At 67.9% G+C, this 26,746-nt stretch carries 26 protein-coding genes and 1 pseudogene; 10 read left to right on the top strand and 17 right to left on the bottom strand.

Annotated features, from left to right (window positions below; all coding sequences use genetic code 11):
• Positions 1-448: 448 nt before the first annotated feature.
• The 4 genes from E0E18_RS10385 to E0E18_RS10375 are packed head-to-tail and all read left to right on the top strand — an operon-like array spanning position 449 to position 3,897.
• A complete protein-coding gene (locus E0E18_RS10385; RefSeq protein ID WP_202616726.1) occupies positions 449-1,099 on the top strand; it encodes a DUF4956 domain-containing protein in 651 nt (216 codons plus the stop codon).
• The gene (locus E0E18_RS14035; RefSeq protein ID WP_202616725.1) at positions 1,096-1,419 is read left to right on the top strand and encodes a VTC domain-containing protein; all 324 of its coding nucleotides are present in this window, start codon (positions 1,096-1,098) and stop codon (positions 1,417-1,419) included. Before E0E18_RS10385 ends, E0E18_RS14035 begins: the two co-directional genes overlap by 4 nt.
• Complete coding sequence (locus tag E0E18_RS14030) at positions 1,416-1,916, top strand: VTC domain-containing protein (RefSeq protein ID WP_202616724.1); 501 nt, start codon at positions 1,416-1,418, stop codon at positions 1,914-1,916. The genes E0E18_RS14035 and E0E18_RS14030 overlap by 4 nt, the downstream gene beginning before the upstream one ends.
• A gap of 10 nt (positions 1,917-1,926) precedes the next feature.
• Positions 1,927-3,897: a carbohydrate-binding domain-containing protein gene (locus E0E18_RS10375; protein ID WP_130840680.1), complete on the top strand. Its 1,971-nt coding sequence runs from the start codon at positions 1,927-1,929 to the stop codon at positions 3,895-3,897.
• Between the two features lie 85 nt (positions 3,898-3,982).
• On the opposite strand, the gene E0E18_RS10370 is transcribed toward E0E18_RS10375, so the two are convergent.
• The 3 genes from E0E18_RS10370 to E0E18_RS10360 form a co-directional block, all read right to left on the bottom strand.
• Complete coding sequence (locus E0E18_RS10370) at positions 3,983-4,777, bottom strand: NAD(P)-binding domain-containing protein (RefSeq protein WP_237559739.1); 795 nt, start codon at positions 4,775-4,777, stop codon at positions 3,983-3,985.
• A gap of 17 nt (positions 4,778-4,794) precedes the next feature.
• Positions 4,795-5,445: a TetR/AcrR family transcriptional regulator gene (locus tag E0E18_RS10365; RefSeq protein ID WP_110482201.1), complete on the bottom strand. Its 651-nt coding sequence runs from the start codon at positions 5,443-5,445 to the stop codon at positions 4,795-4,797.
• A 67-nt stretch (positions 5,446-5,512) separates the two neighbouring features.
• On the bottom strand, positions 5,513-6,001 hold the full coding sequence (locus tag E0E18_RS10360; protein ID WP_130840678.1) for an Lrp/AsnC family transcriptional regulator: 489 nt from the start codon (positions 5,999-6,001) through the stop codon (positions 5,513-5,515).
• A gap of 60 nt (positions 6,002-6,061) precedes the next feature.
• Between E0E18_RS10360 and E0E18_RS10355 the strand changes: the two genes are divergently transcribed.
• Entirely contained in the window at positions 6,062-7,297 is a 1,236-nt protein-coding gene (locus tag E0E18_RS10355) for an MFS transporter (protein WP_130840676.1), read from the top strand.
• A gap of 42 nt (positions 7,298-7,339) precedes the next feature.
• Here E0E18_RS10355 and E0E18_RS10350 read toward each other — a convergent pair.
• The 12 genes and pseudogenes from E0E18_RS10350 to aztB form a co-directional block, all read right to left on the bottom strand.
• Positions 7,340-7,726, bottom strand: a pseudogene (locus E0E18_RS10350) (Dyp-type peroxidase); the annotation flags it as partial.
• Entirely contained in the window at positions 7,678-7,863 is a 186-nt protein-coding gene (locus E0E18_RS14515) for a hypothetical protein (RefSeq protein WP_419866063.1), read from the bottom strand. The pseudogene E0E18_RS10350 and the gene E0E18_RS14515, both read right to left, overlap by 49 nt.
• Positions 7,864-7,977: 114 nt before the next feature.
• Positions 7,978-8,139, bottom strand: coding sequence for a hypothetical protein (locus E0E18_RS10340; RefSeq protein ID WP_202616723.1), 162 nt, complete (start codon positions 8,137-8,139; stop codon positions 7,978-7,980).
• 53 nt (positions 8,140-8,192) lie between these two features.
• Positions 8,193-9,629 carry a YeeE/YedE thiosulfate transporter family protein gene (locus tag E0E18_RS10335; RefSeq protein WP_130840674.1) on the bottom strand — a complete coding sequence of 479 codons (1,437 nt, stop codon included), beginning with the start codon at positions 9,627-9,629 and terminating at the stop codon, positions 8,193-8,195.
• A 154-nt stretch (positions 9,630-9,783) separates the two neighbouring features.
• Positions 9,784-9,978: a hypothetical protein gene (locus E0E18_RS10330; RefSeq protein ID WP_130840671.1), complete on the bottom strand. Its 195-nt coding sequence runs from the start codon at positions 9,976-9,978 to the stop codon at positions 9,784-9,786.
• A gap of 22 nt (positions 9,979-10,000) precedes the next feature.
• The gene (locus E0E18_RS14220) at positions 10,001-10,357 is read right to left on the bottom strand and encodes a YhjD/YihY/BrkB family envelope integrity protein (RefSeq protein ID WP_237559738.1); all 357 of its coding nucleotides are present in this window, start codon (positions 10,355-10,357) and stop codon (positions 10,001-10,003) included.
• A gap of 31 nt (positions 10,358-10,388) precedes the next feature.
• Positions 10,389-10,652, bottom strand: coding sequence for a hypothetical protein (locus tag E0E18_RS14215; protein WP_237559737.1), 264 nt, complete (start codon positions 10,650-10,652; stop codon positions 10,389-10,391).
• Positions 10,653-10,808: 156 nt separating this feature from the next.
• Positions 10,809-11,585, bottom strand: coding sequence for an acetolactate decarboxylase (budA, locus tag E0E18_RS10320; RefSeq protein ID WP_110482207.1), 777 nt, complete (start codon positions 11,583-11,585; stop codon positions 10,809-10,811).
• Positions 11,586-11,726: 141 nt separating this feature from the next.
• Positions 11,727-13,037, bottom strand: coding sequence for a zinc metallochaperone AztD (gene aztD / locus E0E18_RS10315; RefSeq protein ID WP_130840669.1), 1,311 nt, complete (start codon positions 13,035-13,037; stop codon positions 11,727-11,729).
• 36 nt (positions 13,038-13,073) lie between these two features.
• Positions 13,074-13,985, bottom strand: coding sequence for a zinc ABC transporter substrate-binding protein AztC (aztC, locus tag E0E18_RS10310; RefSeq protein ID WP_110482209.1), 912 nt, complete (start codon positions 13,983-13,985; stop codon positions 13,074-13,076).
• Positions 13,985-15,259, bottom strand: coding sequence for a PQQ-binding-like beta-propeller repeat protein (locus E0E18_RS10305; RefSeq protein WP_130840667.1), 1,275 nt, complete (start codon positions 15,257-15,259; stop codon positions 13,985-13,987). The genes aztC and E0E18_RS10305 overlap by 1 nt, the downstream gene beginning before the upstream one ends.
• A gap of 8 nt (positions 15,260-15,267) precedes the next feature.
• A complete protein-coding gene (gene aztB, locus E0E18_RS10300) occupies positions 15,268-16,119 on the bottom strand; it encodes a zinc ABC transporter permease AztB (RefSeq protein ID WP_130840665.1) in 852 nt (283 codons plus the stop codon).
• Between the two features lie 29 nt (positions 16,120-16,148).
• Between aztB and aztA the strand changes: the two genes are divergently transcribed.
• Together aztA and E0E18_RS10290 are read left to right on the top strand one after the other, a co-directional pair.
• The gene (gene aztA / locus E0E18_RS10295; RefSeq protein ID WP_130840663.1) at positions 16,149-16,790 is read left to right on the top strand and encodes a zinc ABC transporter ATP-binding protein AztA; all 642 of its coding nucleotides are present in this window, start codon (positions 16,149-16,151) and stop codon (positions 16,788-16,790) included.
• Positions 16,787-17,878 (top strand): CobW family GTP-binding protein, encoded by a 1,092-nt coding sequence (locus tag E0E18_RS10290; RefSeq protein ID WP_130840661.1) that lies wholly within the window; start codon positions 16,787-16,789, stop codon positions 17,876-17,878. Before aztA ends, E0E18_RS10290 begins: the two co-directional genes overlap by 4 nt.
• 44 nt (positions 17,879-17,922) lie before the next feature.
• Here the strand turns inward: E0E18_RS10290 and E0E18_RS10285 are convergent, their stop codons facing one another.
• Both E0E18_RS10285 and E0E18_RS10280 read right to left on the bottom strand, forming a co-directional pair.
• Positions 17,923-19,032: a thioredoxin domain-containing protein gene (locus E0E18_RS10285; RefSeq protein WP_130840659.1), complete on the bottom strand. Its 1,110-nt coding sequence runs from the start codon at positions 19,030-19,032 to the stop codon at positions 17,923-17,925.
• A 24-nt stretch (positions 19,033-19,056) separates the two neighbouring features.
• Positions 19,057-20,898 (bottom strand): phosphoenolpyruvate carboxykinase (GTP), encoded by a 1,842-nt coding sequence (locus E0E18_RS10280; RefSeq protein ID WP_130840657.1) that lies wholly within the window; start codon positions 20,896-20,898, stop codon positions 19,057-19,059.
• Positions 20,899-22,010: 1,112 nt separating this feature from the next.
• Between E0E18_RS10280 and trmB the strand changes: the two genes are divergently transcribed.
• The 3 genes from trmB to E0E18_RS10260 all read left to right on the top strand — a co-directional run bounded on the left by trmB (position 22,011) and on the right by E0E18_RS10260 (position 26,642).
• Positions 22,011-22,811, top strand: coding sequence for a tRNA (guanosine(46)-N7)-methyltransferase TrmB (gene trmB, locus E0E18_RS10270; RefSeq protein WP_390620332.1), 801 nt, complete (start codon positions 22,011-22,013; stop codon positions 22,809-22,811).
• Between the two features lie 144 nt (positions 22,812-22,955).
• Complete coding sequence (locus E0E18_RS10265; protein ID WP_130840652.1) at positions 22,956-25,307, top strand: MMPL family transporter; 2,352 nt, start codon at positions 22,956-22,958, stop codon at positions 25,305-25,307.
• A 126-nt stretch (positions 25,308-25,433) separates the two neighbouring features.
• Complete coding sequence (locus E0E18_RS10260; protein WP_130840650.1) at positions 25,434-26,642, top strand: lysylphosphatidylglycerol synthase transmembrane domain-containing protein; 1,209 nt, start codon at positions 25,434-25,436, stop codon at positions 26,640-26,642.
• Positions 26,643-26,746 lie beyond the last annotated feature (104 nt).

Below are 26,746 nucleotides of genomic sequence, written 5' to 3'. Positions count from 1 at the left end.
GGGCTCGGAGATGTGTAAAAGAGACGGGGGGGGGGTGGGGGTCGGTTCCGGGGAATTGGACACAAAAGCCATAATCTCTTCTCCTTAAGGCTTTCCGTGAAATGGACAATATTCAGTCTTCACGAGATGACATCGGAGCACATCGTCCAGGCGCAGACACCCCGTACCGCAGCCGTCGTATTCGTCGCGTACTGCGCTCGTGGTACGTCTCCAAGCTCCCCGCCAATCCCCAGGTTTCCCACATAATGCCAGGTCAGATGCCATGCAAATGTACGGTTACAGAAAGATGACAGGAAAGTGAACTACCGCGCACAGCTGTGCGGCACACGTAGCGCAGTCTCAGATTCACGCTCACAGGTTTTCCGGATGTCAACATCGCATTCTTATTTCCGTCAGCGGCACTCCTCCGCCAGAGTCCGCGCCGGAACATCTCAGAAAGGGAACCACCGTGTCCTCCTCCACCATCATGATCCTCATCGATCTGCTCGCCGTTTCGGTCCTTGTCTTCGGTATCTACTACCCACGCCACCATCGCTCAGATCTGGCGGTAGCCTTTCTCGGCGTCAACGTCGGTGTCCTCGCGGTCAGCCAAGTCCTCGGTTCGGCTTCGGTAGGCGCTGGCCTAGGCCTCGGCCTTTTCGGTGTCCTGTCGATCATCCGTCTGAGGTCCTCCGAGATCTCGCAGCGCGAGGTCGCCTACTACTTCGCCGCCCTGGCCCTCGGCCTCATCTCCGGCATGTCCTCGGAGGTCACCACCCTCAACATCAGCCTGATGGCCGTCCTGGCCGTCGCCGACTCCCGCCTGCTGTCCAACGGCGTGCGCACCATGGAGATCAGGCTCGATGCCGCGGTCAGTGACCCCGCCCAGCTCCCGCGGGAGATCAATGCCCGGACCGGAGCCGAAGTCCTCGATGCGACCATCCAGAGCATCGACTTCATCAATGACACCACCCTGGTCACCGCCACGGTCCGTGCCAACGGTCGCAACCGGCTGCGTCCCGGCCGCTCCGCCTTGGAGGCCCCGGCCGCCGAGATGACCATCTGTACCGACAGTTCCGAGCACACCACCCCCACAGCAGTCTGGAGCGCACAGCGATGAAACCCGTCAGCCTCGAAGAACTCAACGCAGAAGCCGCCATGCTCACCCGGGTCGACCGCAAGTACGTCCTGCGGTCCGCGAAACTCACCGAGGTCCTCACCCGCCTGGAGAGTCAGGCCCCGGACACCCGCATCCTCACCATCGACGGGCGCACCGCCCACGGCTACCGCTCCGTCTACTTCGACACCCCTGACCTGGCCAGCTTCATGATGGCCGCCCGCCCGCGCCGACGGAAGTTCAAGCTGCGCACCCGGACCTACCTCGACACCGGGGCGTCCTTCCTGGAGTTCAAGGCCGAGGGGCCCGCGGCGTCACCGTGAAGTCCCGGTTCGAACTTGCAGGGGCAGACGCCGAGGCCGCCGCCGACGACCGGCTCTCCCCCGCCGCCGCTGTCTGGGCCGAGGACCTGCTCGGCCAGGCCCGCGCCGCCGGTGTCGACATCCACGCCGACGCGCTGGATCCGGTGCTGTGGGGCACCTACGACCGCACCACCTTCCTGCTCCCCGGCGGGGTCGGGCGGGCCACGGTCGACACCAACCTCACCTGGCAGGGTGTCGGCACCGACGTCCTGGACCGGCCCGACATGGTCATCGTCGAGACGAAGTCCGGCTCCCACCCCTCGGACATCGACCGGATGCTGTGGCGCACCGGGCACCGCCCCTCGAAGATCTCGAAGTTCGGCACCGGCATGGCCGCGCTCCACCCGGAGCTGCCCCACAACCGCTGGAACCGCGTCCTCCACGACTACTTCGGGTACTCCGACCCCACCTCCACCAAAACCTCGTCCCCCTCGTCCTCCCACATCTCTGCAGCCTAAGGATCACATCATGCGTAACCACCTTCTCGGCGGCCTGGCCGCCGCCTCCATTGCCGGCGTCCTCGCACTCGCCGCCTGCTCCACCTCCGACGACTCCTCCGCCTCCGCGGAGACCACCACCTCCACCACCGACTCCGCCTCGACCTCCGTCTACGGGGATGCCGACCTGGTCAACGTCCCGACCGCGTCCGACGCCCTGTCCGCCAACAACGAGGCGTCCTCCGTGGACGACTCCGACTGGTCCGCCGACGACGCCACCGACTGGACCGGCGGCACCATCACCGAGGCCGGCGTGTACCGGATCAGCGGCGACGTCTCCGAGACCGTCACCGTCGAGGCCCCCGATGACGCGCAGGTCGTGCTGATCCTCGACAACGCCACCATCTCCTCCACCGACGGCCCGGCGATCAATGTCGTCAGCGCCGACGACGTGGTCATCTCGCTGACCGGCACCTCCACCGTCTCCGACACCTCCAGCTACGCCGAGGACGCCGACACGAACGCCGCGATCTACGTGGACGCCGACCTCACCGTCACCGGTGACGGCACCCTGAACATCAAGGGCAACGGGGCTGACGGCATCACCTCCACCGACGATCTCGTGGTGAAGTCCGGCACGCTCAACGTGACCGCCGCCGACGACGGCCTCCGCGGTAAGGACGCCCTGGTCATCGAGGGCGGCACCGTCACCGTGAACTCCGCCGGTGACGCCCTGAAGTCCGACCAGGACGAGGACGCCACCAAGGGCTACGTCAACATCACGGGTGGCACGATCAAGCTCACCACCACCGCGGGCGACGGCATCGACGCCACCACCGACGTCATCATCACCGGTGGCGACCTGGACATCTCCGCCGGCGGCGGGGCTGCCGCAGGCAAGAACGAGGACAGCTCCACCAAGGGCATCAAAGGTGGCGTCTACGTCATCGTCGACGGCGGCACGGTCAACGTCGACTCCGGCGATGACGCGATCCACGCCAAGGGCGGCGTCCGACTGAGCTCGGGTGACCTGACCCTGGCCACCGGTGATGACGGCGTGCATGCCGAAGTCGCCGCGATCTTCGACGGCGCGGACGTCACCGTCACCGAGTCGAACGAGGGCCTGGAGTCCGGTCTCATCACCGTCTCCGACGGCCTGATCGACGTCACATCCAGCGACGACGGCGTCAACGGCTCCGGGTCCACCACCACCGAGGACGGCATCGCCGCGATCGCCGAGTCCGACTCCGAGGCGAGCACCGACAGCACCGATGCGGCGACCACCGACGGTTCGGCGCAGGGTGGCATGGAGATGCCGGCCCAGGGTGAGATGCCGACCATGCCGGAGGGCCTGTCCGAGGGACAGATGCCCCCGTCCGGTTCCGGTGAGATACCGTCCATACCCGAGGGCGGGCAGACGGGTGGCGGAGCCGGCGGCATGGGGGGTGGCATGGGTGGTGGTGACCAGTCCTCCGGTGAGCAGATCAACGTCACCGGCGGCACCCTGACCATCAACGCCGAGGGTGACGGCCTGGACTCCAACGGCGACGCCACCATCAGCGGCGGCACGGTAACCGTCTACGGTCCGACCAACGACGGCAACGGCGCCCTCGACGTCAACGGTGACCTCACCGTCACCGGCGGCGAGCTCACCGCGATCGGGTCCTCCGGCATGGCGGTCTCCCCGTCGAACACCGACGGACAGGGCTGGATCGCCGCGGACATCGACGGCTCCGCCGGTGACACGATCACCGTGAAGGACTCCTCCGGCGCGGAGATCGCGTCCTTCACCAGTGAGAAAGACTTCGCCAACGTGGTCTTCTCCTCCTCCGACCTGACCAACGGTGAGACCTACACCGTCACCGTCGGCGACACCTCCACCGAGGTCACCGCCGGTGTGGCGACCGAGGGCACCGGCCCGATGGGCGGCGGCGCGGGCGGCGGCATGCCCGGCAGCAACGGCAGCAACGGCAGCGCCGACACCACCGCCAGCGCGCAGTAGGTCGTTCAGCCCCCCAGCGCAGCGGGAGGGAGGGCGCCTGGACCGGCCGGCAGGACGCCGGGCCGGATGCGGTGCAGGACGCCGCTCAGTTCCCTCGGACGCGGTCGTGCAGGATATCGAGTTCCCTGGTCAGGGCGCCGGTGGTGGCGTCATCGAAGAAGCCGGTGCGCAGCTGCCGGTTCAACCCTCCCGCAGTCTCGAAGTTGTCGATGAGCCCGGCGATCGGCGTGGCGGCGTCCCGCAGCCCGGGCTCCAGCCCCGCGACGGTGTTGCGCACGAACATCTCGGCGGACGCTGCGTCCAGCCCGTTGTCCGCCGCCCACCGGCACAGCACGCGCACGTACTCCAGCAGCCCGGTCTGGGCACCGGTGAGTACGGTCACCGCGGCCATCTGTTCCTCGTCGGCGACGGGAAGATGGCCACCGAGCAGGTCGAACAGGGCCGCGGCCCGTGGCTCGGCGGGGATGACCGGTGTGACACCGGCCCGGCGCGCCACCGGGGGCAACGGGACCGCGCGGACGATCACCGGGCCGGCGGTGCCGGACCCGCCGACCGCGCGGCGCAGTGTGGCGAGGTCGACCCCGGCCAGCGTGCTGATGACCAGCTGGTCGGGGCGGAACGTCACCCCGTCAAGGGCATCGGCGAGCTGGTCGGGACGCACCGACACGATGACCGTGTCCGCGGCGTCGGCGACACCGGCGTTGGACGCTGCGACGCTCACTGCGGCGAACCTGGCGTCCAGGTCGGCGACCCGGGCCGCCCCGCGCGGCGAGAGGATGACCCGGGTGGAGCCGTCGGAACCGACGCTGAGCAGCCCTGTCACCATGGCCTCGGCGATCTCGCCGACGCCGATGACGCCCACTGTTCCTGCTGTTCCCACGTCTACTGTTCCCGCGGCTACTTCTCCGCCTCCTGCATGATCGTCTGGATGACACTCGACGCGTGGATCTGGAGCAGTTCCTCGATACCCGGGGCACTCTCGGACCGGTCGAGCTCGTGGGAGATGATGAGCCCCTCCGCGCCCGCGATAAGATAGGTGATGATCGCGGTGCGGCGTTCCGCCGGGACGTGCGCGAAGTGCGTCTCGCCGATCTTCTCGAACCGGGCGGTGAGGTTCTTCCTCATCTGCAGGTACATCCGGCGCGGACGCGGGTCATCGGTCCGCTTCTGGAGGGCCAGCGGCAGACCGATGTGGAGGAACTGCGGGTGCTCCTGCAGCGCCCCGATGAGCTGCTCGGCGATGGCGACGAGTTCCAGCAGGATATTGCCGTCGGCGTCGATGTCCCAGGACCGGTTCCAGGCCTCGAAGCTGTCCTCGATGACCGTGGCCATCAGGTCGTCCTTGTCCTTGAAGTGCCAGTAGATGGAGCTTGCGGGCAGGCCGCACCGCCGGGAGATCTCGGCGATGGAGGTGCCGTCGTAACCCCGTTCGGCCCCGATCTCGGCGGCGGCGTCGAGGATCTTCTGCCGGGAGCGCTCACCGTCCGCACGGCGACCCCGGGGTTTGCGGGGCCGGGATCCGGCTTCGTCTACTGCTGCTCCACTCATGGGAACCATCTTAACGACGCGACAAGGACCACCTCCGGGTGGGCGCGGTGGTGGATGCGGACAGACATCACTTCCCGCTGGTCAACTGCCCCATCCGCCGCGGAATCAGTTCCCTCATGACGATGCCGGTCTCGGTCCGACGGATCCCGCGGCACCGCATGATCGCCTGGGTGATGCGGTACAGGTCATCGGCATCCACCGCCACGACCTCGATGGACATGTCGCTGCGTCCGGAGATGCCGAGACACTCCACCACCTCGGGGATCCGCGTGAGGTCGTCGATCATGCCGTCGAAGGTCTCCTGGTCCGCCTCCGCCGTGACGATCGCCCGCAACGGTCGACCCACCGAGGCCGGAACCAGCCGCGCGGTCACCGGAGCCAACGGGCCGTCCGGCGCGGTGAGCCTGGTCAGCCTCGTCCGCACCGTGCCCCGGGCCAGGTGCAGTGACTCCGCGAGATAGGCCACCGACGCCCGCGGGTGTTCGTCGAGTGCTTCGAGAATCCGGTGGTCGGTCTGGTCGATGACAGGCGTTCCCTGCCCCGCGTCACTGGTCATAACGGTCAATCTTAGTCGTTCCGGTTGCCCGGTTATCCACCCGACAGCAGAATCCTCGACATGTCCGACCAGTACCAGATCTCCCGGGTCACCGGCTCCCTCGCCGCCCTCACCCTCTGCCTCGCGATCTCCGGGGTCAACCTGCCGAACCCGCTCGTCCCGGACTACACCGACCGCTTCGCGCTCACTCCGCTGCTGCAGTCCGCCCTGTTCAGCGTCTACCTCGCCGCACTGGTCCTCACGCTGCTCGCCACGGTCCTCGACCCCCACCGACGTGACAGGTCCCCCCACGACCACGTGCGCACCCTCCTCACAGCCCTCCTCGTCAGCCTGCTCGCCGACCTGGTGATGCTCGCCGGGTCGGCGTCCTTCCCGTTACTGCTGACCGGACGGGCACTCGCGGGGGTCGCCGCAGGTCTGGCGACCGGCTCGGCGGCGTCCGTCGCGCTGGCAGGCCTCGGCGAGACCGCCCGCACCGTCGCCGCGGGAGCGGCGGTGGTCGGCGCGCTGGCCGCGAATATCGGGGTGGGCGCCGTCGCCTCATTGACCGGTTCGGACGCCGCGTCCTTCCTCGTCACCTATCTCGGCCACGGCGGTCTGGCCGTACTGCTCGCCGTGGGACTGGTGGTCTCCACCCGGACCCGACGCCGCACCGGCGCCGGGACGCCGACTGCGGCGGGTGGTGCCCCGGTGCTGCGCGTCGTCGGCGGCTACCATCAGCGTCACCGCACCGCCGGCTACCTTCTCGGGGTGATGTCCTGGGCCTCCGCCGGCATCGTGCTCTCCCTCGTCGCCGCCCGGCTGCGGCAGACCTCCCCCGGACTCTCCGCACTCGGGGCGATGGCGCCGGGCATCGTCTTCCTCACCACCGCCTGGGTGGGCCAGACGCTGGTGTCCCGCCGGATCCTGCGGTTACGTGCCTGGCAGGTCTCACTGCCTGTGGTCGGCGGCATGGTCGGCATCAGTGTCGCCCTGGAGACCGGGAGTGTTCCCGCCGTCCTGCTCGCCGCCGCCGTCTTCGGCCTGGGGCAGGGGCCGGCCTACAGCCTGGGCATGGCGACCGTCACCCATGCCCTCCCCGCTGGGACGCAGGCGACGGTGACCTCGGTGTACGCCGCCGTCGCCTACGGATCCTGCGGGGTGCTCACCGTCGCCGCCGGCATGCTCGCCACCTCGGTCGGCGTCCCGGAGACGTGTGCGGTGGCCGCAACCTGTTGCGCGGTCGGCGGTGTGGTCGCGACCGTGCTCGCCGGGCCGGTGCAGCAGCTGCGGGTCGTGCAGTCGGCGGCCGCGTAGGACCGGCAGGACGCGTCCGGCCCGGTACGCCGGTTCAGCGGCTCAGTCCCCGAGGTCGGCGAGGAACCCCGCCGCGGGCACGAAGTACAGCGAACCGGTGACCGCAGTGGAGAAGTCGAGGATGCGGTCGTGGTTGCCTTCCGGCACACCGATGAACATGTTGCGCAGCATCTGTTCGGTGACTGACGGGTCCTTGGCGTAGCCGATGAAGTAGGTGCCGAACTCGGCGTCCCCCACCGACCCGAAGGGCATGTTCTCCCGGACGATGTCGCCGTCGATGTCGTTGAGCGCGACGTGGGAGTTGGACGGCTTGTGCGCGTCGTCGAGTTCAAGGTCGTCAAGCTTCGTCCGGCTGAACGCCTTCTCCTAGTTTTCGGTGTTCAGGGCGTTCCAGGCGTGTAGGTCGTGCAGGTGCTTCTGGACGATGACACAGAGACAGGAACAGCCGGCAAATTGTCCAGCGCGACCGCGCAGTCGTCGTCCGGCCCGTTGGCTGGACCGACGGGGACTTCGCTGTGCAGCCCCTTCCCCGTCGACGTAAACGGCGCGACGGTGACTTTCGTCATGGCGGCCCTCGCCGCGTCCCTCGTCAGAATCACGACCGGTCGGGTCCTTTCGAGCCGGGCCAGCCGGATCTCCCGCATGTCAGTCCTCAGTCGCAGCGTGGTCAACCGTCCATGTCACGAGATCATCGAGGTCATTTTCGGGCCCTGCGCGTGGAGAGCGCGAGAGTCCTCCTCCGCGGCCGGACGCCGGAGTTCACGTTCGATAGCGGCCTCGGCAAGGCCGGTCCTGCTGGTGAAGACACCGGGGACGACAGCGACATCCCTCTGACGGACCATGTCATCGGGCAGACGGACGGCGATCTGTGTACTCGTGCTTCCGCTGACCCGGGTCAGTGGCCGCGCTTCACCGCGATGACCCAGCCGGCGTCCCCGCGGGCCTCGAACTGCGTCACCTCGTGACCGTCGGTCGCCGCCCACCGCGGGATCGCGTCCGTGGCCTGGGTGCAGTCGAAGTCGATGACCAGTTCGTCACCCACGTCGATCCGCCGGATCGCGTTCTTCGCCTCGATCAACGGGAAGGGGCACACCGCGCCGAGAGTGTCCATGCCCCAGCGACCGTCGCCGAGAACGGTGAGACCGGTCTTCGCTGCCGTCCCAGCGGACGATGAGGCACCGACGCTCACCAGCGGCCGGTCCAGCACGGACACCGCAGAAGTAAGACCGGTGAAGTCGGTGGGGTCCGGCGCGTCGGGGCCTGCAGTGGAGCCCCCGGTGGCCAGCTCGACATCCTGTGCGTTGACCGGCTGGTCCGGCTTCAGCCACAGCTTCGCCGCCACACCCACGCCCAGGGCGATGAACACCAGCGCCACCCAGCCCTGGAAGCTGAACAGTGAGGTCTGAACCATGCCGTTGCCGACGGTGCAGCCACCGGCCCACGCCGCACCGACACCCATGAGCAGGCCACCGACGACGGAGCGTCCGGCCTGGCGGGCATCCGGCACGCGCACCCGGAACTCGCCGGAGGCCTTCGCCGCGATGAACGAGCCGACGAGGATGCCGAGGACCAGCAGCACACCCCAGTCGAAGTAGCCCTTGTCGTTACCGTTGACCAGACCCTTGAGCAGGTTGGACGAGGGGGTGGTGATGCCGAGACCGTCATTGCGGCCGGTGGCGTCCGACAGCGGCCACGCGATGACGCCGAGCGTGCCGACGATCGCCGCGGTACCGAAGACGTGCCACGGCTTCTCGGCGAGCAGGTGGGCCAGACCGGTCTTCCTCGGCGGCAGCGTCGCCATCGCCGGAGCCGCCTTCTCCTTGAGCAGGAAGTAGCGGACCAGCAGTGCGGTGACCACCGCCAGTGGCACGACGAACCACCAGGCGGACACGCCCAGGGCTTCCGGCACGGTGGTGACGCCGACGGTGTAGCCCTTCAGCCAGTCGTTCATCCCGCCGAGGACGCCGCCCTTCATCGCCGCGGAAGACAGCGCGTACATGAACAGCGCGATCCACGAGCCGACGAGGCCCTCACCGGAGCGGTACCAGGTGCCGGAGGCGCACCCGCCGGCGAGGATAATGCCGAGACCGAAGAGGAATCCGCCGACGACCACGGCGAGCGGGGCGAAGTCCTTGAACTCCGGGGTGATGACGCCGGTACCGGTCAGCGCAGCGAGGCCGACGGCGTGGACGGCGATGACCACGAGCAGTGCGGTGAACCCACGCCAACTGTGGAGGGTGAAGATGTCACGGAGGAAGCCGGTGACGCAGAAGCGGCCACGTTGCATCGTGAAGCCGAGGAGTCCACCGACGATGAGTCCTGTGATGAGCATGTCTCTCCTGAGAGGGCCGGAAGTGGTCCGTAAATGCACAGAGCGGTCTGTTTTCGTCACGCAGGTTACGCGCTCCTCCCCGGGCACACAAGGGGGTGGAAGACAAGAGTCGGCGACCACGCTCCTGCACTCGATCCCATGCAGACCCTGCCTTTCACCCACGGTCGCCGACGCCGGTGACGACGGCACCACCAGCGACGAACAGTTCGACGCCCTGTCCGCCGCCCGCGAGGGATCCGACTGGTACCGCAACGAGGGGTTTGGGCACGTCGCCCCGGAGATCGTGGCCACCTGTGACCACTACACCGTGCCCCAGCCGCAGATCCTGGTGTCCTTCCTCGACACCCACCGCCCCGCCAGGACGCTGAACGCTACTCCAGTACCGCCCGGAGCCGCCGGGCGTGGACGACCTCGTTGTCGATGGGCGCTCCGAAGACCAGCGACGCGTTGACGAGGAAGAGCCACACCATGAGCACGACCACGCCGGCCAGCGCCCCGTAGGTCGCGTTGAATGAACCGACCTTCGCCTCGTAGAGGAAGAAGAGCATCGTCGCGACGATCGCGATAGACGCCCCGACCGTGAACCAGCGCATCCAGAACAGGAACCAGGAGAAGCGGCGTCCACCCCAGGTACGGTGCATCCGCACGTTCGGGGTGATGCGGTAGAGTATGCCCACCAGCAGCACCACGACAAGGAACACCACCACCCAACGGATGTAGGTCCACACCGTGACCACCGCGGTCTCGAGGTGGATGAGCTCAACTGACCGCGACGGCGACCGGGCCGGAGAGCAGCGCGCCGACGAGCCCGATGGCGGACAACAGCAGGAACAGGCCGTTCAGCACGTACATCTGAACATTCCACCGTAACCTGCCGCGTTTCTCCCGGACCCCGTACGCCGCGTTCATCGTCCGGCAGAACGCCTTAATGTAGCCGGACGCCGTCCACAGCGTGGTGACGAGACCGACGACCAGGCCCAGGATCGAGACCAGGGTGATGAAACCGGGGAACAGGGCCAGCAACGAGCGGAAGTTGAGGCTTCCGACGAAGTCGACGAAATCCTCGTCGAAGAAGCGCCGGACGGCGCGGCCCAGGGCGTAGCGCCAGATGATCGACAGGTCCGGGGTCGGGTCCGGGGCAGCGGCAGGGTCCGGAACAAGATCCGGGAGCGGAGGTAATCACCTCGCGTCGCGCTCCGCGTGGACGGATGCAGCGCTCGTCCCTCCGCCCTTGACCTCGGTGGCGTGAAGCTGGGCGTCCAGGTCCTCCGGATCCAGGTTCGCATTCGAGAATGCCGAGGTCAGGGGTAGACGGAGATTGAGGTCCGTGCCGGGGCAGAGTTCGATCCTGCCTTCGACGAGGGTGAAGTCGAGGACATGCCCGCCGGAGGTACGGTCATCGTCGATGAAGTGGACGTGGCAGCCGGGGACGGAGATGTTCTTCTCGTAGATCGGCGTCCGGAAACCTGCGATGATCCCGGAGACATCGGTGAAATGCTGTTCGGCGTCATCACCGACGGCCTCGGTCATCGGAGGGTACGGCTTGTTCTGCCTGACCACGGTACGGGTCGTCACATCCGAGAATGTCCCGGTGATGCGCACGGCGTACATGTAGTTCGCTGAGGGGGTCATCTCGTCGATGAAGGCGGAGAGCTCACTGCGCCGAATGTTCTGCGGGGCCGTCCGACTGATGCGGGGCACGAAGTTCGTGCACACCGAGTAGGGGGAGCGCTGCTCCAGGTCCGCTCGGGTGGCGGTGCCGTCATGGCGCAGCTGGTAGCAGATGCCGTCGATGATGACCATCTCCCCGTCGAGCGCATCGAAGGTGCCGAGGCCGAAGTTGCCCTTGCCGAGCAGCTCTCCGACGGTCATTTCACCGTCGTAGATGCCGTCGAGCAGTGCGGACATGAGGGAGTTCTGAAAGATCGTGTGCCGGGTTACGGGACTGTCGTTCATGGGTTCAGCGTAGACGCCGGACCGGTGCTTCTCCTGTCAGAGTGCCCGGGGACACAGCCGGTGCCTCGGCACTACCGGGCACCGACAGGCGCGACCGGGCGCTAACAGGGACCAACAGGGACAGCAGGCACGGTCGGGCGTCTAGCCGGTCACACCGGTGAGCTCGTTGGGGACCTGCGGAAGTTCAGCACTGCGGAGAATCTTCCCGGTGGACAGGTCCACGACGTGCAGCTCCTTCGTGGCCGGCTCACTGACGTAGGCACGGTCACCCTGCACGAAGAGGGTCGGACGCGGCTCCTGCCACTCCAGCGGCTCCTCCCACTCATCGACGACGTCCCAGGCGGCGGTCTCCTCGCCGGTGGTCGGGTCGATGACGTGCAGCTTGCCGTCGGTGCCGAGGATCAGGGCCTCACCGGCCGGGCCCCGGCCCAGGGAACGGAAGCTGTAGGAGGTGGCGATGTCGACGACCTTGGTGGTGTTTGCGACGGTGTCGGTGAGGGTGATCTTCGTCGGACGCTCCAGTTCGGCGTCCTTGTCGGTCTTGTAGTCGCCCAGGACGATGGTGGACTCGTCGGAGCCGGACTGGTTGCCGGTGCGGGCGTAGTCCTCGGTCGCCTGGATCTTGGTGAACTTCCCGTCCTTGTAGACCAGGAGCCCGTCCTCGCAGCCGAAGGCGGCGGCCTCCCCCTTCGCCGCTGCCTCACCGTGGACGCCGGGGCACTCGCTGCTGGACGCGATCTCCCTGTCGTCGGCGTCGAGCGCGACGACCGTGTCGCGGTACTCCTCGGTGCCCTCGGTGTGGACCAGGGTCCCGTCGGCCAGTTCGATGGCGACTCCGTGGTGCGGGTCCCTGGCCTCCTTCACGGTCGGCTCCGGTGCCCCCTCACCCCCGGTGACGTCGCGGAAGTCCTCGGCGTCGAAGATCTGGATCCTACCGTCGCCGTCGCTGAACAGGATGAGTTTGCCGTCGTGGCGGACGACGTGGCCGGGCTTGTCGGCCGCGTAGACCTTGTCGGTGAGCTCCGGGTCTGCGGCGTAGGAGTGGGTGTGGTCGCCGTGGGGTTCGGTCCACACGCCCGCGTCGAGGAGCTGGAATCCCGCCGACGTGGAGACCATCACATGACGGCCGTCCCCGACCGGGTTGACGCGGTTGAAGCCGTCGATCTTCTCGTCGGAGATCACCTCGAGGGTTCCGGCGTCGAGGGTGAGGATGCCTCCGTCGTAGGTGGTGACGAGGCGGGGTTGGGGGGCGTCGACGGCCTCGGGTTCGACGGCACCGTGGTCGTGATCGTGCTCCTCGGTGCCGGACGCCGTGGCGGAGGAGCCGGCGGCGGCGGTGCTGTCACCGCTGTCACTGTCATCGCCGCAGCCGGCGAGCAGGAGGGCCGCTGCGGTGAGCGCCGCGGGCACGGCCGCGATGTAGCGGCGGCGGGTACGGGTGGAACGGTTCATGGGGATTCTCTCCTTGAGAAAAGTCAGTGGAAATGTCTACCGCGGCGTGAGCGCACCGGAGATGCGCTCGGCGTTGGTACGTTGCATGTCGATGTAGTTCCCGGCTTCACCGTCAGGGTCGGTGAGGGACTCCGAGAACAACGGGACAACCTCGACGTTCACCCCAGCCTCGCTGGCCAGGACGTCGGCGAGCCGTTGGGGCTGCGAGGAGTCCGCGAAGATCGCCGGCACGCCGCTGTCCCGGATGACCTGTGACAGGTCCCGCAGGTCCGCCGCCGATGGAGCGGCCAGCGTGGTGCCGCCGGGGATGATGGCGCCGATCACCTCGTAATTGAACCGGTCGGCGAGGTAGCCGAAGACGTGGTGGTTGGTCACCAGCTTCCGCCGGTCAACGGGAACGGACCCGAGCTTCTCGGCGACCTCCCGGTCGAGGTCCTCGAGTTGGCTGCGGTAGTCCGCGGCAGCGTCACGGATCTTCGCGGCGTCATCGTCGTCGAGGTCATCGGTCAACCGGTCCTCGATGATTTCCGTGGCGGTGATCATCCGTGCCGGGTCAGTCCAGAAGTGGGGGTCCTTCGTCTCCGACTCGGTGGTCGTGTAGTCGAGCGGATCGATCTCCTCACCCACACTGAGCACGTCCACGCCCCGTTCACGGGCACTGTCGAGGACCGATTCCAGCCCCTCCTCCAGCCCGAGGCCGTTGGCGACGACGAGGTCCGCCTGCTCCACGTCCCCGGCCTCCTTCGCGGAGATGCCGAAGGAGTGGGGGTCGGCGTTCGGCTTCATGAGCACACTCACGTCGGCGGTGTCGCCGACGAGACGGGTGACCACGTCGCCGAGGATGTTGGTGGTGACCACGATGTCCGGACGGTCGCTGTCCCCACCGCAGGCCGACAGGCCGACTGTGGCGGACGCCGCGACGACCACCGCGGCAAGAAGGCGTCGCATCACTTGCCTCCGACCACGGCGATCGCGGACGGGTGGCCCCCGAGGTCGAAGGAGCGGGTCTCCCGCAGCCCGTCCCGGATATCGAACTCGGTGACCTTCCCGGCCCCCGGGTCGGAGACGTAACCACGCTCGGAGCTCAAGGCGAGCGACGGGGCCGGGGCCCCCTCCTCGCTGTCATCCCCGGTGGAACCGGGTCCGACGAGTTTCTTCTGCGTGGTGACCTGGCCGGTCGCCGGATCGACGGCGTATCCGGTGCCTTCCTCGTCGAGGGCGAAGACCACCTTGTTGTCCGGGGACACCGCAACCGAGGTCACCGGAGCATCCGTGGCGGTGGCGGTCCAGGTGCCCTTCGCCGGGTCGAGCAGGCCCAGACCACCGTTCTCGAACGCGGCGGCGGCGAGGGAGCGTCCGGCGGTCAGTGACCAGGCCCGGCCGTCCGCCTCCCCCGGGTAGGCGACGAGTTCACCGGTGAGTGCGCCGTCGTCCCCGGCGGTGACCGCGAGGACGCCGTCCGCGCAGGCGAAGAGGGCGGTGTCCCGGATCCCCACGGCACCGTGGATGTCCGGGCAGGAGGTCTCGCCGGTGAGCTCCGTCCTCTCCCCGGACTCGTCGAAGGCCCCGAGGGTGTCCGGGAGTTCATCGGCGTCGTCGGGGGCGAGGGTGCTGACCACGTGGTCCTCGAAGGGCACGGCCACACCGTGGTGGGCACCGACCTCGAACTCCGTGGCGGCGTCCGGCATGGTCCCTGCCCCGCTCTTCGCGGCGTTCTCCAGCGCGGAGCGGTCGTAGGTCTTCACGGCACCGTCACCGTCGAAGAAGAGGCTGACCCGGGAATCGGCGGACACGGCGTGACCGGGCTTCTCCCCGGACACGGTCCCCACGGCGGCGGGGTCGGAACGGTAGTAGTGGAAGTGGTCGCCGTGGTCGACGGTCCACACCCCACTGTCGATGACGGTGGTGCCGTCATCGTCGGTGGTGAACAGGTAGCGTTTGTCGGCGCCGTGGAGCGCCGGGGCGTCCAGTTCGGTGACCGTCTCTCCGGTGAGCAGGTCGACGAGGGTGAGGTTGTCGTCGCGGGAGACGGCCAGCCGCAGTTGCGGCTCCTTCGCCTCCTCGGCACCCTCGACGTACCCGTGCGGGGTGGCGGACGCGGTGGCGCTTCCGCCGGCGTCAGCGGACGTGCCGGCGTCGCCGGCGTCGTCCGTGCCGCAGGCCGCCAGGCTCAGCGTCAGAATCGACGCACAGGTCAGAGCTACTGCGTACTGTCGTCTCATGTCTCCCCTTACTGACAACGATTGTCATTACTGATACGCGGGTGAACCTTACACACTGCCGACCGTGCTGCCAACACGACCAGGAAAGTCAACCCGCCGAGCAGGGTCACGGTCGCCCCCGCCGCCGTCTCCGCGTACCAGCTGACGAGCAGGCCCACGTACACCTGCACCACCCCGATCACCGCCGCCGCGGCCATCACCCGGCCGATCCCCCGAACCAGCAGCACCGCCGTCGCCGGTGGACCGATGAGCAGACCAAACACCAGCAGCGTGCCGACCACCTGAAAGGAAGCCACCGTCGCCAGCGCAACGAGCACGAGCATCGCGGCGTGCGCGAACCTCGGCCGCATCCCCAGCGTGTGCGCCGTACGCGGGTCGAAGGTCAACGCCGTGAACGGCCGGTGCATCACCAGGCAGACGCCCACGCCGATCGCCGCGGCGACCGCGATCACCAGCACATCTCCCGAAGTCACCCCGAGCACGTCGCCGAAGAGGAACGCGGTGAGGTCCACAGCGAAGGAGCCGGAGTGGGAGACGATCACCACACCCAGCGACAGCATCACGATGAACTGCAGGCCGATACTGACATCCCGGGACAGACGGGACGCCCCACTCACCACGACAACACCGAAGGACATGACCACGGCACTGACCGCGGCGCCGAGCATGAGGTTCGTCCCGAGGACGGACGCCACAGCCACCCCGGGCAGCATGCCGTGACTCATCGCGTCGCCGAAGAACGCCAGACCGCGCAACACCACCCAGGTACCGATGCAGGCGCACAGCACCGCGGTGAGGCCGCCGGCGAGCAGCGCACGGAACACGAAGGAGATCTGGAAAGGGTCGACAAGAGTTGCCATAACGTAATGATTATCATTACCGTTAGGTGATGCGCGAACCACTCCGCCTCACCGGCATCACCCACAGCTACGCCGGCGACCGCCGCACCACCCCCTCCCTCGACCATGTCACCGTCGACTTCCCCGCCGGATCAGTCACCGCACTCGTCGGCGCCAACGGCTCCGGAAAATCCACCCTCCTCGGCGTCCTCGCCGGAACACTGCACCCCTCCCACGGTCACATCACCGGACTGCCCGACGCAGTTGCCCTCGTCCCCCAGCACAGCGCAGCCCCCGAACTCTTCCCCGTGACCGTCCGCGACACCGTCGCCAGGGGCAGATGGCGCGACCGGGGCCTGCTGCCCCCCCCCACCCGCCACGACCGTCACCTCGTCGACCTGGCGATGGAACGCACCGGCGTGACCGGGTTCGCCGGCCGCACCCTCGCCGACCTGTCCGGAGGCCAGCGGCAACGCACCCTCATCGCCCAGGGCCTCGCCCAACAGGCCCCGCTGCTCCTGCTCGACGAACCCCTCTCCGCCGTGGACGCCGCCACCGCCGAACTCGTCACCCGCGCCGTCGCCGAGGAGAAGGACGCCGGAACCACCGTCATCATCGCCACCCACGACCCCGTCCAGGCTGCCGGAGCAGACCGGGTCATCACCCTCGACCACGGAAGAGTCCCGGCATGAACCACCGCCCCACCCCCGTCACCGTCCTGTCCGGCTTCCTCGGATCAGGAAAGACCACCCTGCTCAACGCCGTCCTCGCCGACCGTGGCGGACGCCGCATCGCGGTCATCGTCAACGACTTCTCCGAAATCAACATCGACGCCGCCCTCATCGCCGGGGAAGGCCACCTCACCCGTGGCGAGGACCGTTTCGTCGAACTCACCGACGGCTGCATATGCTGCACCCTGCGCGAGGACCTCGTGGAATCGGTCGGCGGACTGGCCCTCAGCGGACGCTACGACCACATCCTCATCGAGTCCACCGGCATCTCCGAACCGATGCCGGTCGCCGCGACCTTCGGATGGCAGTGGGAGGACGGCACCCGGTTGGCCGACGTCGCCCCCATCGACACGATGGTCACACTGGTTGACGCCGTGCAGTTCCTCAACCAGATCGGCGAACACCTCCGTCTGGCGGATGCGGACCGGGGTGCGACCCCCGACGACGAACGCACCGTCGCCGATCTCCTCGTCGACCAGGTCGAGTTCGCCGACCGCATCTACGTCACCAAGGCCGACCTGGTCTCCGCAGACCGGCTCGCAGCGACCATGACACTGGTACGCCGGATGAACCCCCGGGCGGCAGTGGACATCATGGTCGAGGGCCTGAACCACGGTGCCAGCGTCGTCGACCAGATTCTCGGCGCCAGACTGTACAGCGAAGCCACTGCACGCACCTACGAGGGTTATACCGAGGAGCTGGAGAACCCCCACACGCCGGAAACCGAGGAGTACGGCATCAGTTCCGTGGTTTTCCGCGGGAAACGCCCGCTAGACCGGGGAAAACTGCTTGAGACCCTGCGTTCCACCACCGGTCTGGTTCGCTCCAAGGGATACTGCTGGATCGCCGACCGCCCCGAACTCGCCCAGGTGTGGCATCAGGCCGGACCCGACCTGTCGATCCGCCCCGCCGCCCGCTGGGAGTCCACCGGGCTCACCCCCGGCAATGAGGTGGTGCTCATCGGGGTGCGCTTCGACAGTGCCGCGCTACTGGAGAAACTGGAGGACGCCATGGTCCCCGACACCGGAGACTACCGGCTCGCCCGGTGACCCCGCCCCACCCCCGCAGAGACGGCACAGAGACGGACCCGGGCTCAGAAAACGGACGAGGCCAGCCGCGTCCGGGCCCGCACCGTCGCCGGCGCGGCCTCGTCCAGGAGCAGGACGAGGTCAAGGAGACGGCTCCTGAGCTGCCCGAGCTCCACCGCCGACCACCCTGCCGACCGCCCCGAAGTTGAACCTGCCCCTGTGCCCGCCTCTGCCCCAGACAGTTCCCCGGTCAGTGACGCCGAAAGTAGATCGACCGCATCATCGGGTCTGTCGGCGAGGACGAGCACATCGGCTGCACGCAGCAGCGTGGACAGGTCACCGTGATCCGCCCTCCGGCTCCCCTGCCCCGGGCCCTGGCGCAGCTCCTGCTCTGCCACCGCCAGCGCGGTGAACACAGCGGCACGGTCAAGGTTCTTCGTCCTGACCAGCACACCCACCGCCGCCCGCGCCCGACGCAGGGTCCGTCTCTCATCCGGTCCGGGCCGGTCCTCCAGCATCCGGTCGTAGAGGTCGACCGCCGCCTCCGGCCTCCCCTCACCGACCAGATCGGCGGCCCGGCGCAGTCGTGGGTCCGGTTCATGGCCCGTGTCAGCACCACCGGCACCGTCCCCGGCCTGCGACGGGGACCCGACCACGGTGTCCTCCGGAAGCCCGGACAGTCGCGTCGCCACCGTGGAGACGGTGGCCTCCACCCAGTCCGGGCAGTCCACGCCACGGTCGCCCAGGGCGTCCTCCGGAGTCCAGGAGGCCACCCCTGTGCCCCCTGCGACAACAGTGACCGTGGGCAGGGACCGGGGACGGAAGGACGCCACGACACGAGGAAAACGGTCGGCGTCCACTGTGGCGAGAATCCAGCGCAGACGTGCCGGGGAAACCCTGCCCACCAGACTGCGGCGCAGGGCGGACATGCCGGGGTCCACCGGCGAACCGAGGAGGACCACGACCGGGACCTGCTCCGACCGGGCGATGACCTCGGTGGGCAGGGTGAACGGGGTGACGTCGATGACCGGCGAGACCGTGCGCGACGGCCGCCCCGCGGCGGTACGGGGAGACCCGGTGCGCGCCACAGTATCATGCGCGACCGGGTCGACCAGTCCGGTGACGACGAGATCGCGGACCGGGTCAGGGCTGCAGGATTCGTGCGGATGCTCCACCTGCGCCACTGTAGGCTCCGGAGCTTAGACGCCGGCCTTCTCGTCGGCGACCGCGGCAGTGACGCGCATCTTCAGCAACGCGAACTGCTCGTGGATCTCCTGCGGAACCTTGGGGCCGAGGAAGGTGAGGTACTCGTCGTTGTCCTCGATGTCGTTGGACCACTGTGCGGGAGGAGCGGTGAGGGCCTCACGGATATCCTCCTCCGGCTCGGTGACACCGTCGAGGTACAGGTCCTCGTAGCGGGCGGTGTGGCCCACGACGGTCTCCTCGGCACCGACACGACCCTCGATGCGGTCGACGATCCACTTCAGCACGCGGGAGTTCTCGCCGAATCCCGGCCACAGGAACCGGCCGTCCTCACCACGACGGAACCAGTTGACCAGGAACACGGCCGGCATCTTGTCCCCGCCACGCTTGCCCATGTCGATCCAGTGCTGCAGGTACTCGCCGGCGTTGTAGCCGATGAAGGGCAGCATCGCCATCGGATCGTGGCGCAGGGAACCGACCGTGGCCTCGGCGGCGGCGGCAGTCTGCCCGGACGCGAGCAGGGCACCGACCATCGTGGCGTGGTCCCAGTCGTAGGTCTCGGTGACCAGCGGAACCGTGTCGGCACGACGTCCTCCGAAGAGAATGGCGTCAACCTTGACACCCTTCCAGTCGTTGAACTCGGGGGCGGCGGTCGGGCACTGCGCGATCGGCACGCAGTACCGGGAGTTCGGGTGCGCGGCCTTCTCGGAGGACTCCGGGGTCCAGTCCTCACCCTTCCAGTCGATGAGGTGGGACGGGGCGTCACCCATCCCCTCCCACCAGACGTCACCGTCGTCGGTGAGCGCCACATTGGTGAACAGGGTGTTGCCGGCGTCCATGGTCTCCATGGCGATGGGGTTGGACTGCCTGCTGGTTCCCGGCGCGACACCGAAGAAACCGTTCTCCGGGTTCACGGCGTAGAGGTGACCGTCCTCCCCGAACTTCATCCAGGCGATGTCGTCACCGACGACCTCCGCCTTCCACCCGGGGATGGTGGGGGTGATCATCGCGAGGTTGGTCTTGCCGCAGGCGGAGGGGAACGCACCGAGGATGTGGTACGCCTTACCCTCCGGGCTGATCAGCTTGAGGATGAGCATGTGCTCTGCCAGCCAGCCCTCTTCCCTGGCCATGACCGAGGCGATACGCAGCGCGTAGCACTTCTTGGCGAGGATGGCGTTTCCGCCGTAGCCCGAACCGTAGGACCAGATCTCCTTGGTCTCCGGGAACTGGGTGATGTACTTGGTGTCGTTGCACGGCCAGGGGACGTCCTCCTCGCCCGGCTCCAGCGGGGCGCCGACGGAGTGCAGGCAGTGGACGAAGTCCCCGTCAGGGCCGATCTTGTCGAGCGCGGCCTGACCCATCCTGGTCATGATGCCCATCGACAGGACAACGTAGGCGGAGTCCGTCAGCTGCACGCCGAGCTTCGGCTCCGGATCGTCGATGGGGCCCATGCAGAACGGCACGACGTACATGGTGCGGCCCTTCATCGCACCGGAGAAGTGCTCCCGCATCTCCGCCTTCATCGCCTCCGGCGGGGCCCAGTTGTTCGTGGGGCCCGCGCCTTCCTCGTCCTCCGAGCAGATGAAGGTGCGGGACTCGACCCTGGCCACATCGGCAGGGTTGGACCGCGCGAGGAAACTGTTCGGCCGCTTCTCCTCGTTCAGCTTGACGAGCGTGCCCGCGTCCACCAGCTCCTGAGAAAGCCGGTCCCGCTCCTCCTCGGAGCCGTCCACGAACACCACCCGGTCAGGTTGGAAGAGCGCCACCGAGTCGGTGATCCACTGCAGCAGTTCCTCGTTGGTGGTGGGTGCCTGTCCGACGAGCCCGGGGATGGTCATGAATTCTCCTGACAAGGGTGGTGAAATCGAGAGTTGTCGCGCACTGTGTCGGGACTACCCGACACTGACCCTCCCACCCTAACNCGATCCGCCATCCCCTCCCCGCCGGCAGCGCCAGTGGTGTATAAGAGACGGGCCCCCCCCCGCGCCCGCGGACGCCACCAGCACCAGAAGCATCCGGTTGTGGTCCCCGCCAGGTTCCTCTCCGCCGTACGGGTCACGGGAACCACCGTCACCGACGTCACCGGGTCCCTCGCCGACACCGTCACCGCCTGCGCCGGAGGACACACTCTCGCCCCCGCGCACCCGGGGCCACTCCACCCCCTGTTCCAGGACGGTGCAGCGCAACCGTGCCAGGAAGAGCTCTCCGAGCGCGTCCGCGCCGACCGGGTCGGCCGGATCGGGACCCCCGGACGAGGGGTCGAGCAGGTCTGAGATGATCCTCTCCGCGGACAGTCTCACCGCCACCTTCACCCGCTCCTCCCGGTCCACGTCAGCCCGGCGCGCGTCACGGAGCCAGCGGGGGACATCGACCCACAGGGAACTGACGGTCTCCGCCAGTTCATCGAGCGCCACAGGATCCGAGACACCGTCCCGGCCGGGTCGGGCGGGTCCGCCGGGTCCGTCGGGTCCGTCCACCTGCCCGGGCCGGGACCGACCCCACCGCACCACCGTCACCCCCGGACCGTCGCAGCACGGCAGGGAACTGCCCGTGTACAGGACACATCCACCGGTGGCGTCCCTGACCGCCCGCACCACCGCGGCGTCCCGCTCCGCACCGGTCCCTCCGTCCCCACCGGTCACCGCAACCACCCCGTCAGCGATGTCCGGGCCCGCACCGACCACGAACTGTCGGTGCGGCACCCGTCGTCGCAGCTCCTCCGCCACCGTCTCAGCCTGCGCACGGTCCGGCCCGATCACCGAGACCACCGTCCGGCCCGTCCCCCCACGACGCCTGTCCGCCGCCCCGGCACGTCCACCGGCACCGGTCTGAACACCCCCGGGAGTTCCCGCTTCCCTCGCCTGCACTGCACTCACTGTGCTGTCCCCCCTTGACTGTCACCGCGCCGGCGCTGTTTCACCGGCGCGCCTGTTCTGCCACAATGGCATGGATGTCTACTACCGATACTTCCCCGGAATCCCCTGATTCCCCTCACCGGTCCCACCGCGGGCGACCGTTGCAGACCGAGTTTAACGACGGTCGCGACTATCCGCGACTGGGCAGCTTCAGTTTCCGCCGCGGAACCCTCACCGACAACCAGGAAGCCACCTGGCAGAAGTACTGGCCCACCCTGGGACGGGAACTCGGGGACGACCCGGACACCGCCGACAACCAGGTCATCGACCTGGACGCCTGGTTCGGCAGGACCGGTCACGGGACCATCGTGGAGATCGGCTCGGGCACAGGAACCTCCACCGCGGCCATGGCCCCCTCGGAGTCCGACCGCAACATCGTGGCCGTGGAGATCTACCGGCCCGGACTCGCGAAACTGCTGGGGGCTGTCGTCCGTGGCGGAATCACCAACGTCCGCATGGTCAAAGGTGACGGTGTCGAGGTCCTGACCCGCATGTTCGCCCCGGGAACCCTCGACGGTGTGCGTATCTTCTTCCCCGACCCCTGGCCCAAGGCACGCCACCACAAACGACGGATCATCCAGTCCGGCACCCTGCACCTCATCGCCTCCCGCCTCAGGCCGGGAGGGATCCTGCACGTCGCCACCGACCACGCGGACTACGCCGAATGGATCGACGACCTGGTCGACGTCGAAGACGACCTCGAGTACCTCGGTTGGCCGGAGGACCGGGACGAGACCGTCCCGGTCCTGACCGACCGCAAGGTGATCACGAAGTTCGAGGGCAAGGGGCTGGACCGGGCCCACGTCATCCGCGAGTACCTGTGGCGCAGGAAGTGAGGGTGGTGACAGTCACGCAGGTCACCTGTCTGGCCCGGCAGCCTGACCCGAACTGACCGAATGAACCGACCTGGCTGACCGGCACCACCCAGCCGGCGCCACCCACCCGGCGCCACCCACCCGACCTGACGAAAGGATCCTGCGTTGTTCACCAGATGGGGAGACATCGCCTACCGATTCCGGCGGGTGATCCCGGTCGTCGTCATCGCACTGATCGCACTACTCTACCTGCTCGTGGGAACCAGACTCGGCGACCGCATGAGCTCCGAGGGATGGGACGACCCCTCCAGTGAATCGACCAGGGCCGCACAGATCGAACAGGACGTCTTCGGGAGGGACGCCTCCGGCGACGTCATCGTGCTCGTCACCCGGGACTCCCCCGGGACCGACCTCACCTCGGACGCCGTGCACACCGAAATGTCGCAGCAGCTCAACGCCATCGCCGCGACCCACCCCGACCAGATCAGCAGGATCCACAGCTACTGGGACACCCGCCAGTCGCAGATGATCACCGAGGACGGGTCATCGGCGTTCGCCTCCGTCAGTCTCCAGGGCGTCGCCGACGAAGTGCTGGCAAACTACCGGGTCATCGAGGACCAGCTCCACAGCATCACCGTCCCCGGGGCCACGGTAGAGATCGCGGGAGCCACCGCCGTCTCCGGGGCACTGGACACCGGCATGAGCGACGACATCGCCCGGGCGGAGGTCATCGGCCTGCCGGCGGTGGCACTGCTGCTCATCCTGGTCTTCGGATCGGTGGTCGCAGCGTTCATGCCGCTGCTCGTCGGCGTCCTGTCGATCCTCGGTTCCATGGGGATTCTCTCCCTGATCGCCGAGATCACCATGGTCAACACCTTCGCCCAGTCGGTCGTGACCCTGCTGGGACTGGGACTGGCGATCGACTACGGCCTGTTCATGGTCTCCCGGTTCCGTGAGGAACTTGCGGAAGGACGCGACATCCCGGCCGCGGTGCGCAACACCACGGCGTCCGCAGGTAAGACGGTCGTCTTCTCGGCACTGATGGTGGCGGTGGCACTGTCGAGTCTCCTGCTGTTCCCGCAGGCGTTCCTGAAGTCCGTGGCCTACGGTGCCATCTCCGCGGTCGGACTGGCCGCACTGCTGAGCGTGGTCGTCCTCCCCAGCGTGTTCTCCCTGCTGGGACGAAACATCGACCGGCTGACCCTGTTCCACCGGGGCAGGACCCGCGACCAGACCCTGCACTCCTGGTGGGGGCGGATACCCGAGTTCGCCATGAAGCACGCCAAGATCCTCACGGTGGGCCTCGTCGGCGTTCTCCTGGCCCTGACCCTGCCGTTGGCGGGAGTGAAGTTCGGCGGCATCAACGAGACCTTCCTCCCCCCGGACGACCCGACCCGTACCGCACAGGCCGACTTCGACACAGCATTCCCGACCCTGCGCACTGACCCGGTGAAACTTCTGGTCAAACAGGATGACGGCGGCAGTACCGCGGTCGGCGAAGTCTACCGGCAGGCCAACTCCGTCGAAGGCCTCACTGCCCCGTTCCAGGTCTCGCAGCCCACCGAGGACGGGGTCACCGTCCTGTCCGCCGGCATCGCCGACAGGGACGACAACGACCGGATCGTCAAGGCACTGCGCGACATCGACGTCGACGGGGCGACCGTGCTCGTCGCCGGTACCCCGGCGATGGAGGTGGAGTCCATCGACGCCCTGTTCTCGAAACTGCCGTGGATGCTCCTGTACATCATCGTCGCCACGTTCATTCTCCTGTCCCTCGTCTTCGGCTCGGTGATCCTGCCGGCGAAGGCGGTGATCATGAACCTCCTCGGCACCGGTGCCACACTCGGGATCCTCACCCTGCTGTTCGTCGACGGGGTCGGAGCAGACCTGTTCAACTTCTCACCCGGACCGTTGATGAGCCCTGTCCTGGTGCTGATCGTGGCGATCATCTACGGACTGTCGACGGACTACGAGGTCTTCCTCGTCTCCCGCATGGTCGAGGCACGCGCCCACGGTGCCACGACCAGGGAAGCCATACGTTTCGGCACGGCGACGACCGGGGGGATCATCACCGCGGCTGCGGCGATCATGATCGTCGTGTGCGGCGCCTTCGGGTTCTCCTCGATCGTGATGATGAAGTACATCGCCTTCGGCATGATCGCCGCACTGCTCATCGACGCCACGGTCATACGCATGTTCCTCGTGCCTGCACTGATGGCCCTGCTGCGCGAGGACTGCTGGTGGGCGCCGCGGTGGGTGACCCGGTTGTCGCAGAAGATCGGGCACAACGAGAGGCTGGAGGGGGTGGCGTCCTCCCCAGCCGGTTCCGGACTGTCTGACCGAGCCGGCGACAGTGACGTGCCCGGCGACAGTGACCGGCCGATCCCCTTCGCCGAGCTGATGGCCCGGGTCGCCGCGAGGGACAACGCCGCTGCCGGTGACGGCAGGGACTCAGGCCGGGACACAGGCCGGGACAGCAACCACAGCCGGGACCACGGGCACGGCGAGCGGACCTGATCAGTGGACCACAATTCCCCAGTTCCCGCGGGACCGCCGGACAAGCGACCGGACAAGCGACCGAACATGCGACCGGACCACGGGACGCCTGTGCCCTACAGTCGGCGCCGACGCATCAAGGTCTTCATGCGCGACCCCAGGGTCCGCGCCCTGCTGACCCTGCTGATACTCGTGATCGTCGCCTTCGCCGCACGCGGTCACTACCACCTGTTCTCCGAGGGATGGCAGGCGATCAAACAGGCGAACAACTGGTACGTCGTCGCGGCGTCGGTGGCGATGATGCTGGCCATGGTCGCACAGGCCGAGGTCATGGTCGTTCTCATCCGGTCCGCCGGCGTGCAGGTGAAACGTTCCACGGCCAACGCCCTCGGCCTGGCGGCGAACGCGTGGTCGTCGACCTTCCCCGGAGGCCCTGCGATATCCGCGGCCATGATCTTCCGGGAGCAGTTGAAGTGGGGTGCGGCCCCCGTCGTCGCCAGCTGGTACATGGTCCTGTCGGGGGCGTTGTCCGGGGCGGGGATGGCTGTCCTCGGGTTCGGGGCGATGTTCCTGCTCAGTGCGGAGGTCCACCCTTACTCGATGGGTCTGACCATCCTGGCCCTGTGTCTGCTGGCGTGGGGGATGAACTGGACCGCGAAACCCCCGGACACCGGGGGGGCCGGTCTGCTGCGGGTACTGCGGTGGTACAACCGCCGACGCCGCGCCCCCGAAGACCGGTGGAACGACAGGCTTTCCGGGTTCGCCGACCAGCTCAGCGCCGTCCGGCTCTCACCGGGAAAGCTTCTCTGGGCGGTGTCCCTGTCGATGCTGAACTGGATCGCGGAGATCTTCTGCCTACTCTTCGCCGTCCACGCCGTCGGCGCCACACCCCCGGTCTCCGGCGTCGTCCTCGCGTTCATCACCGCCAAACTCGTGGGGCAGGCGCAGATCACCCCGGGTGGTCTCGGACCGGTGGACGCCACGCTCGTCGGCATGCTCGTCGGCGTCGCGGAGATGGCCTCGGCCAAAGCCATCGCCGCGGTCATCGTCTTCCGGATGATCAGCTTCATCGGACTGGCGATCATCGGCTGGCTGGTCTTCCTGTGGACCTTCGTCCGCGACACGGTGGACCCCGACCGTCCGCCGACCTTCCGGCAGATCGCCACGGGGGTTGCCGTGCACGGTACCCACGGCGCCCACGGCCACCCGCACGGTGCCGGTGCACGGGACGGCGGGGATCGACCGTCCCCCCGCACCGGCGGGGGCGCCTCCCCCGCCGGGGGCGCCGCCGACCCCCCCGAACCCCACCCGCACCAGACCGGCCCCCCGTCCCACCCGTCCCTTATACACATCTGACGCCGCCGATCAACAGGAAAGCGGAGGATCCTGCGGGTGTCGGGTGCGTTATAAAAAAAAAAGGTAGGAGAGGGCGCACATACTGCGCAAGCGCAGATGAGAGG

It is taken from the genome of Corynebacterium neomassiliense (assembly GCF_900626215.1).
Lineage (GTDB): Bacteria > Actinomycetota > Actinomycetes > Mycobacteriales > Mycobacteriaceae > Corynebacterium > Corynebacterium neomassiliense.
Note: the sequence above shows the minus strand (reverse complement) of the source record. Positions and strands in the feature narration are given on the sequence as shown.

Coding starts and splice junctions, on each gene's coding strand:
- E0E18_RS14035 (WP_202616725.1), top strand. CDS start 1,096: ATGAAACCCGTCAGCCTCGAAGAACTCAACGCAGAAGCCGCCATGCTC.
- E0E18_RS10375 (WP_130840680.1), top strand. CDS start 1,927: ATGCGTAACCACCTTCTCGGCGGCCTGGCCGCCGCCTCCATTGCCGGC.
- E0E18_RS10365 (WP_110482201.1), bottom strand. CDS start 5,445: ATGAGTGGAGCAGCAGTAGACGAAGCCGGATCCCGGCCCCGCAAACCC.
- E0E18_RS10360 (WP_130840678.1), bottom strand. CDS start 6,001: ATGACCAGTGACGCGGGGCAGGGAACGCCTGTCATCGACCAGACCGAC.
- E0E18_RS10355 (WP_130840676.1), top strand. CDS start 6,062: ATGTCCGACCAGTACCAGATCTCCCGGGTCACCGGCTCCCTCGCCGCC.
- E0E18_RS14515 (WP_419866063.1), bottom strand. CDS start 7,863: ATGACGAAAGTCACCGTCGCGCCGTTTACGTCGACGGGGAAGGGGCTG.
- E0E18_RS10340 (WP_202616723.1), bottom strand. CDS start 8,139: ATGGTCCGTCAGAGGGATGTCGCTGTCGTCCCCGGTGTCTTCACCAGC.
- E0E18_RS10335 (WP_130840674.1), bottom strand. CDS start 9,629: ATGCTCATCACAGGACTCATCGTCGGTGGACTCCTCGGCTTCACGATG.
- budA (WP_110482207.1), bottom strand. CDS start 11,585: ATGAACGACAGTCCCGTAACCCGGCACACGATCTTTCAGAACTCCCTC.
- aztD (WP_130840669.1), bottom strand. CDS start 13,037: ATGAACCGTTCCACCCGTACCCGCCGCCGCTACATCGCGGCCGTGCCC.
- aztC (WP_110482209.1), bottom strand. CDS start 13,985: ATGCGACGCCTTCTTGCCGCGGTGGTCGTCGCGGCGTCCGCCACAGTC.
- E0E18_RS10305 (WP_130840667.1), bottom strand. CDS start 15,259: ATGAGACGACAGTACGCAGTAGCTCTGACCTGTGCGTCGATTCTGACG.
- aztB (WP_130840665.1), bottom strand. CDS start 16,119: ATGGCAACTCTTGTCGACCCTTTCCAGATCTCCTTCGTGTTCCGTGCG.
- aztA (WP_130840663.1), top strand. CDS start 16,149: ATGCGCGAACCACTCCGCCTCACCGGCATCACCCACAGCTACGCCGGC.
- E0E18_RS10290 (WP_130840661.1), top strand. CDS start 16,787: ATGAACCACCGCCCCACCCCCGTCACCGTCCTGTCCGGCTTCCTCGGA.
- E0E18_RS10280 (WP_130840657.1), bottom strand. CDS start 20,898: ATGACCATCCCCGGGCTCGTCGGACAGGCACCCACCACCAACGAGGAA.
- trmB (WP_390620332.1), top strand. CDS start 22,011: ATGTCTACTACCGATACTTCCCCGGAATCCCCTGATTCCCCTCACCGG.
- E0E18_RS10260 (WP_130840650.1), top strand. CDS start 25,434: ATGCGCGACCCCAGGGTCCGCGCCCTGCTGACCCTGCTGATACTCGTG.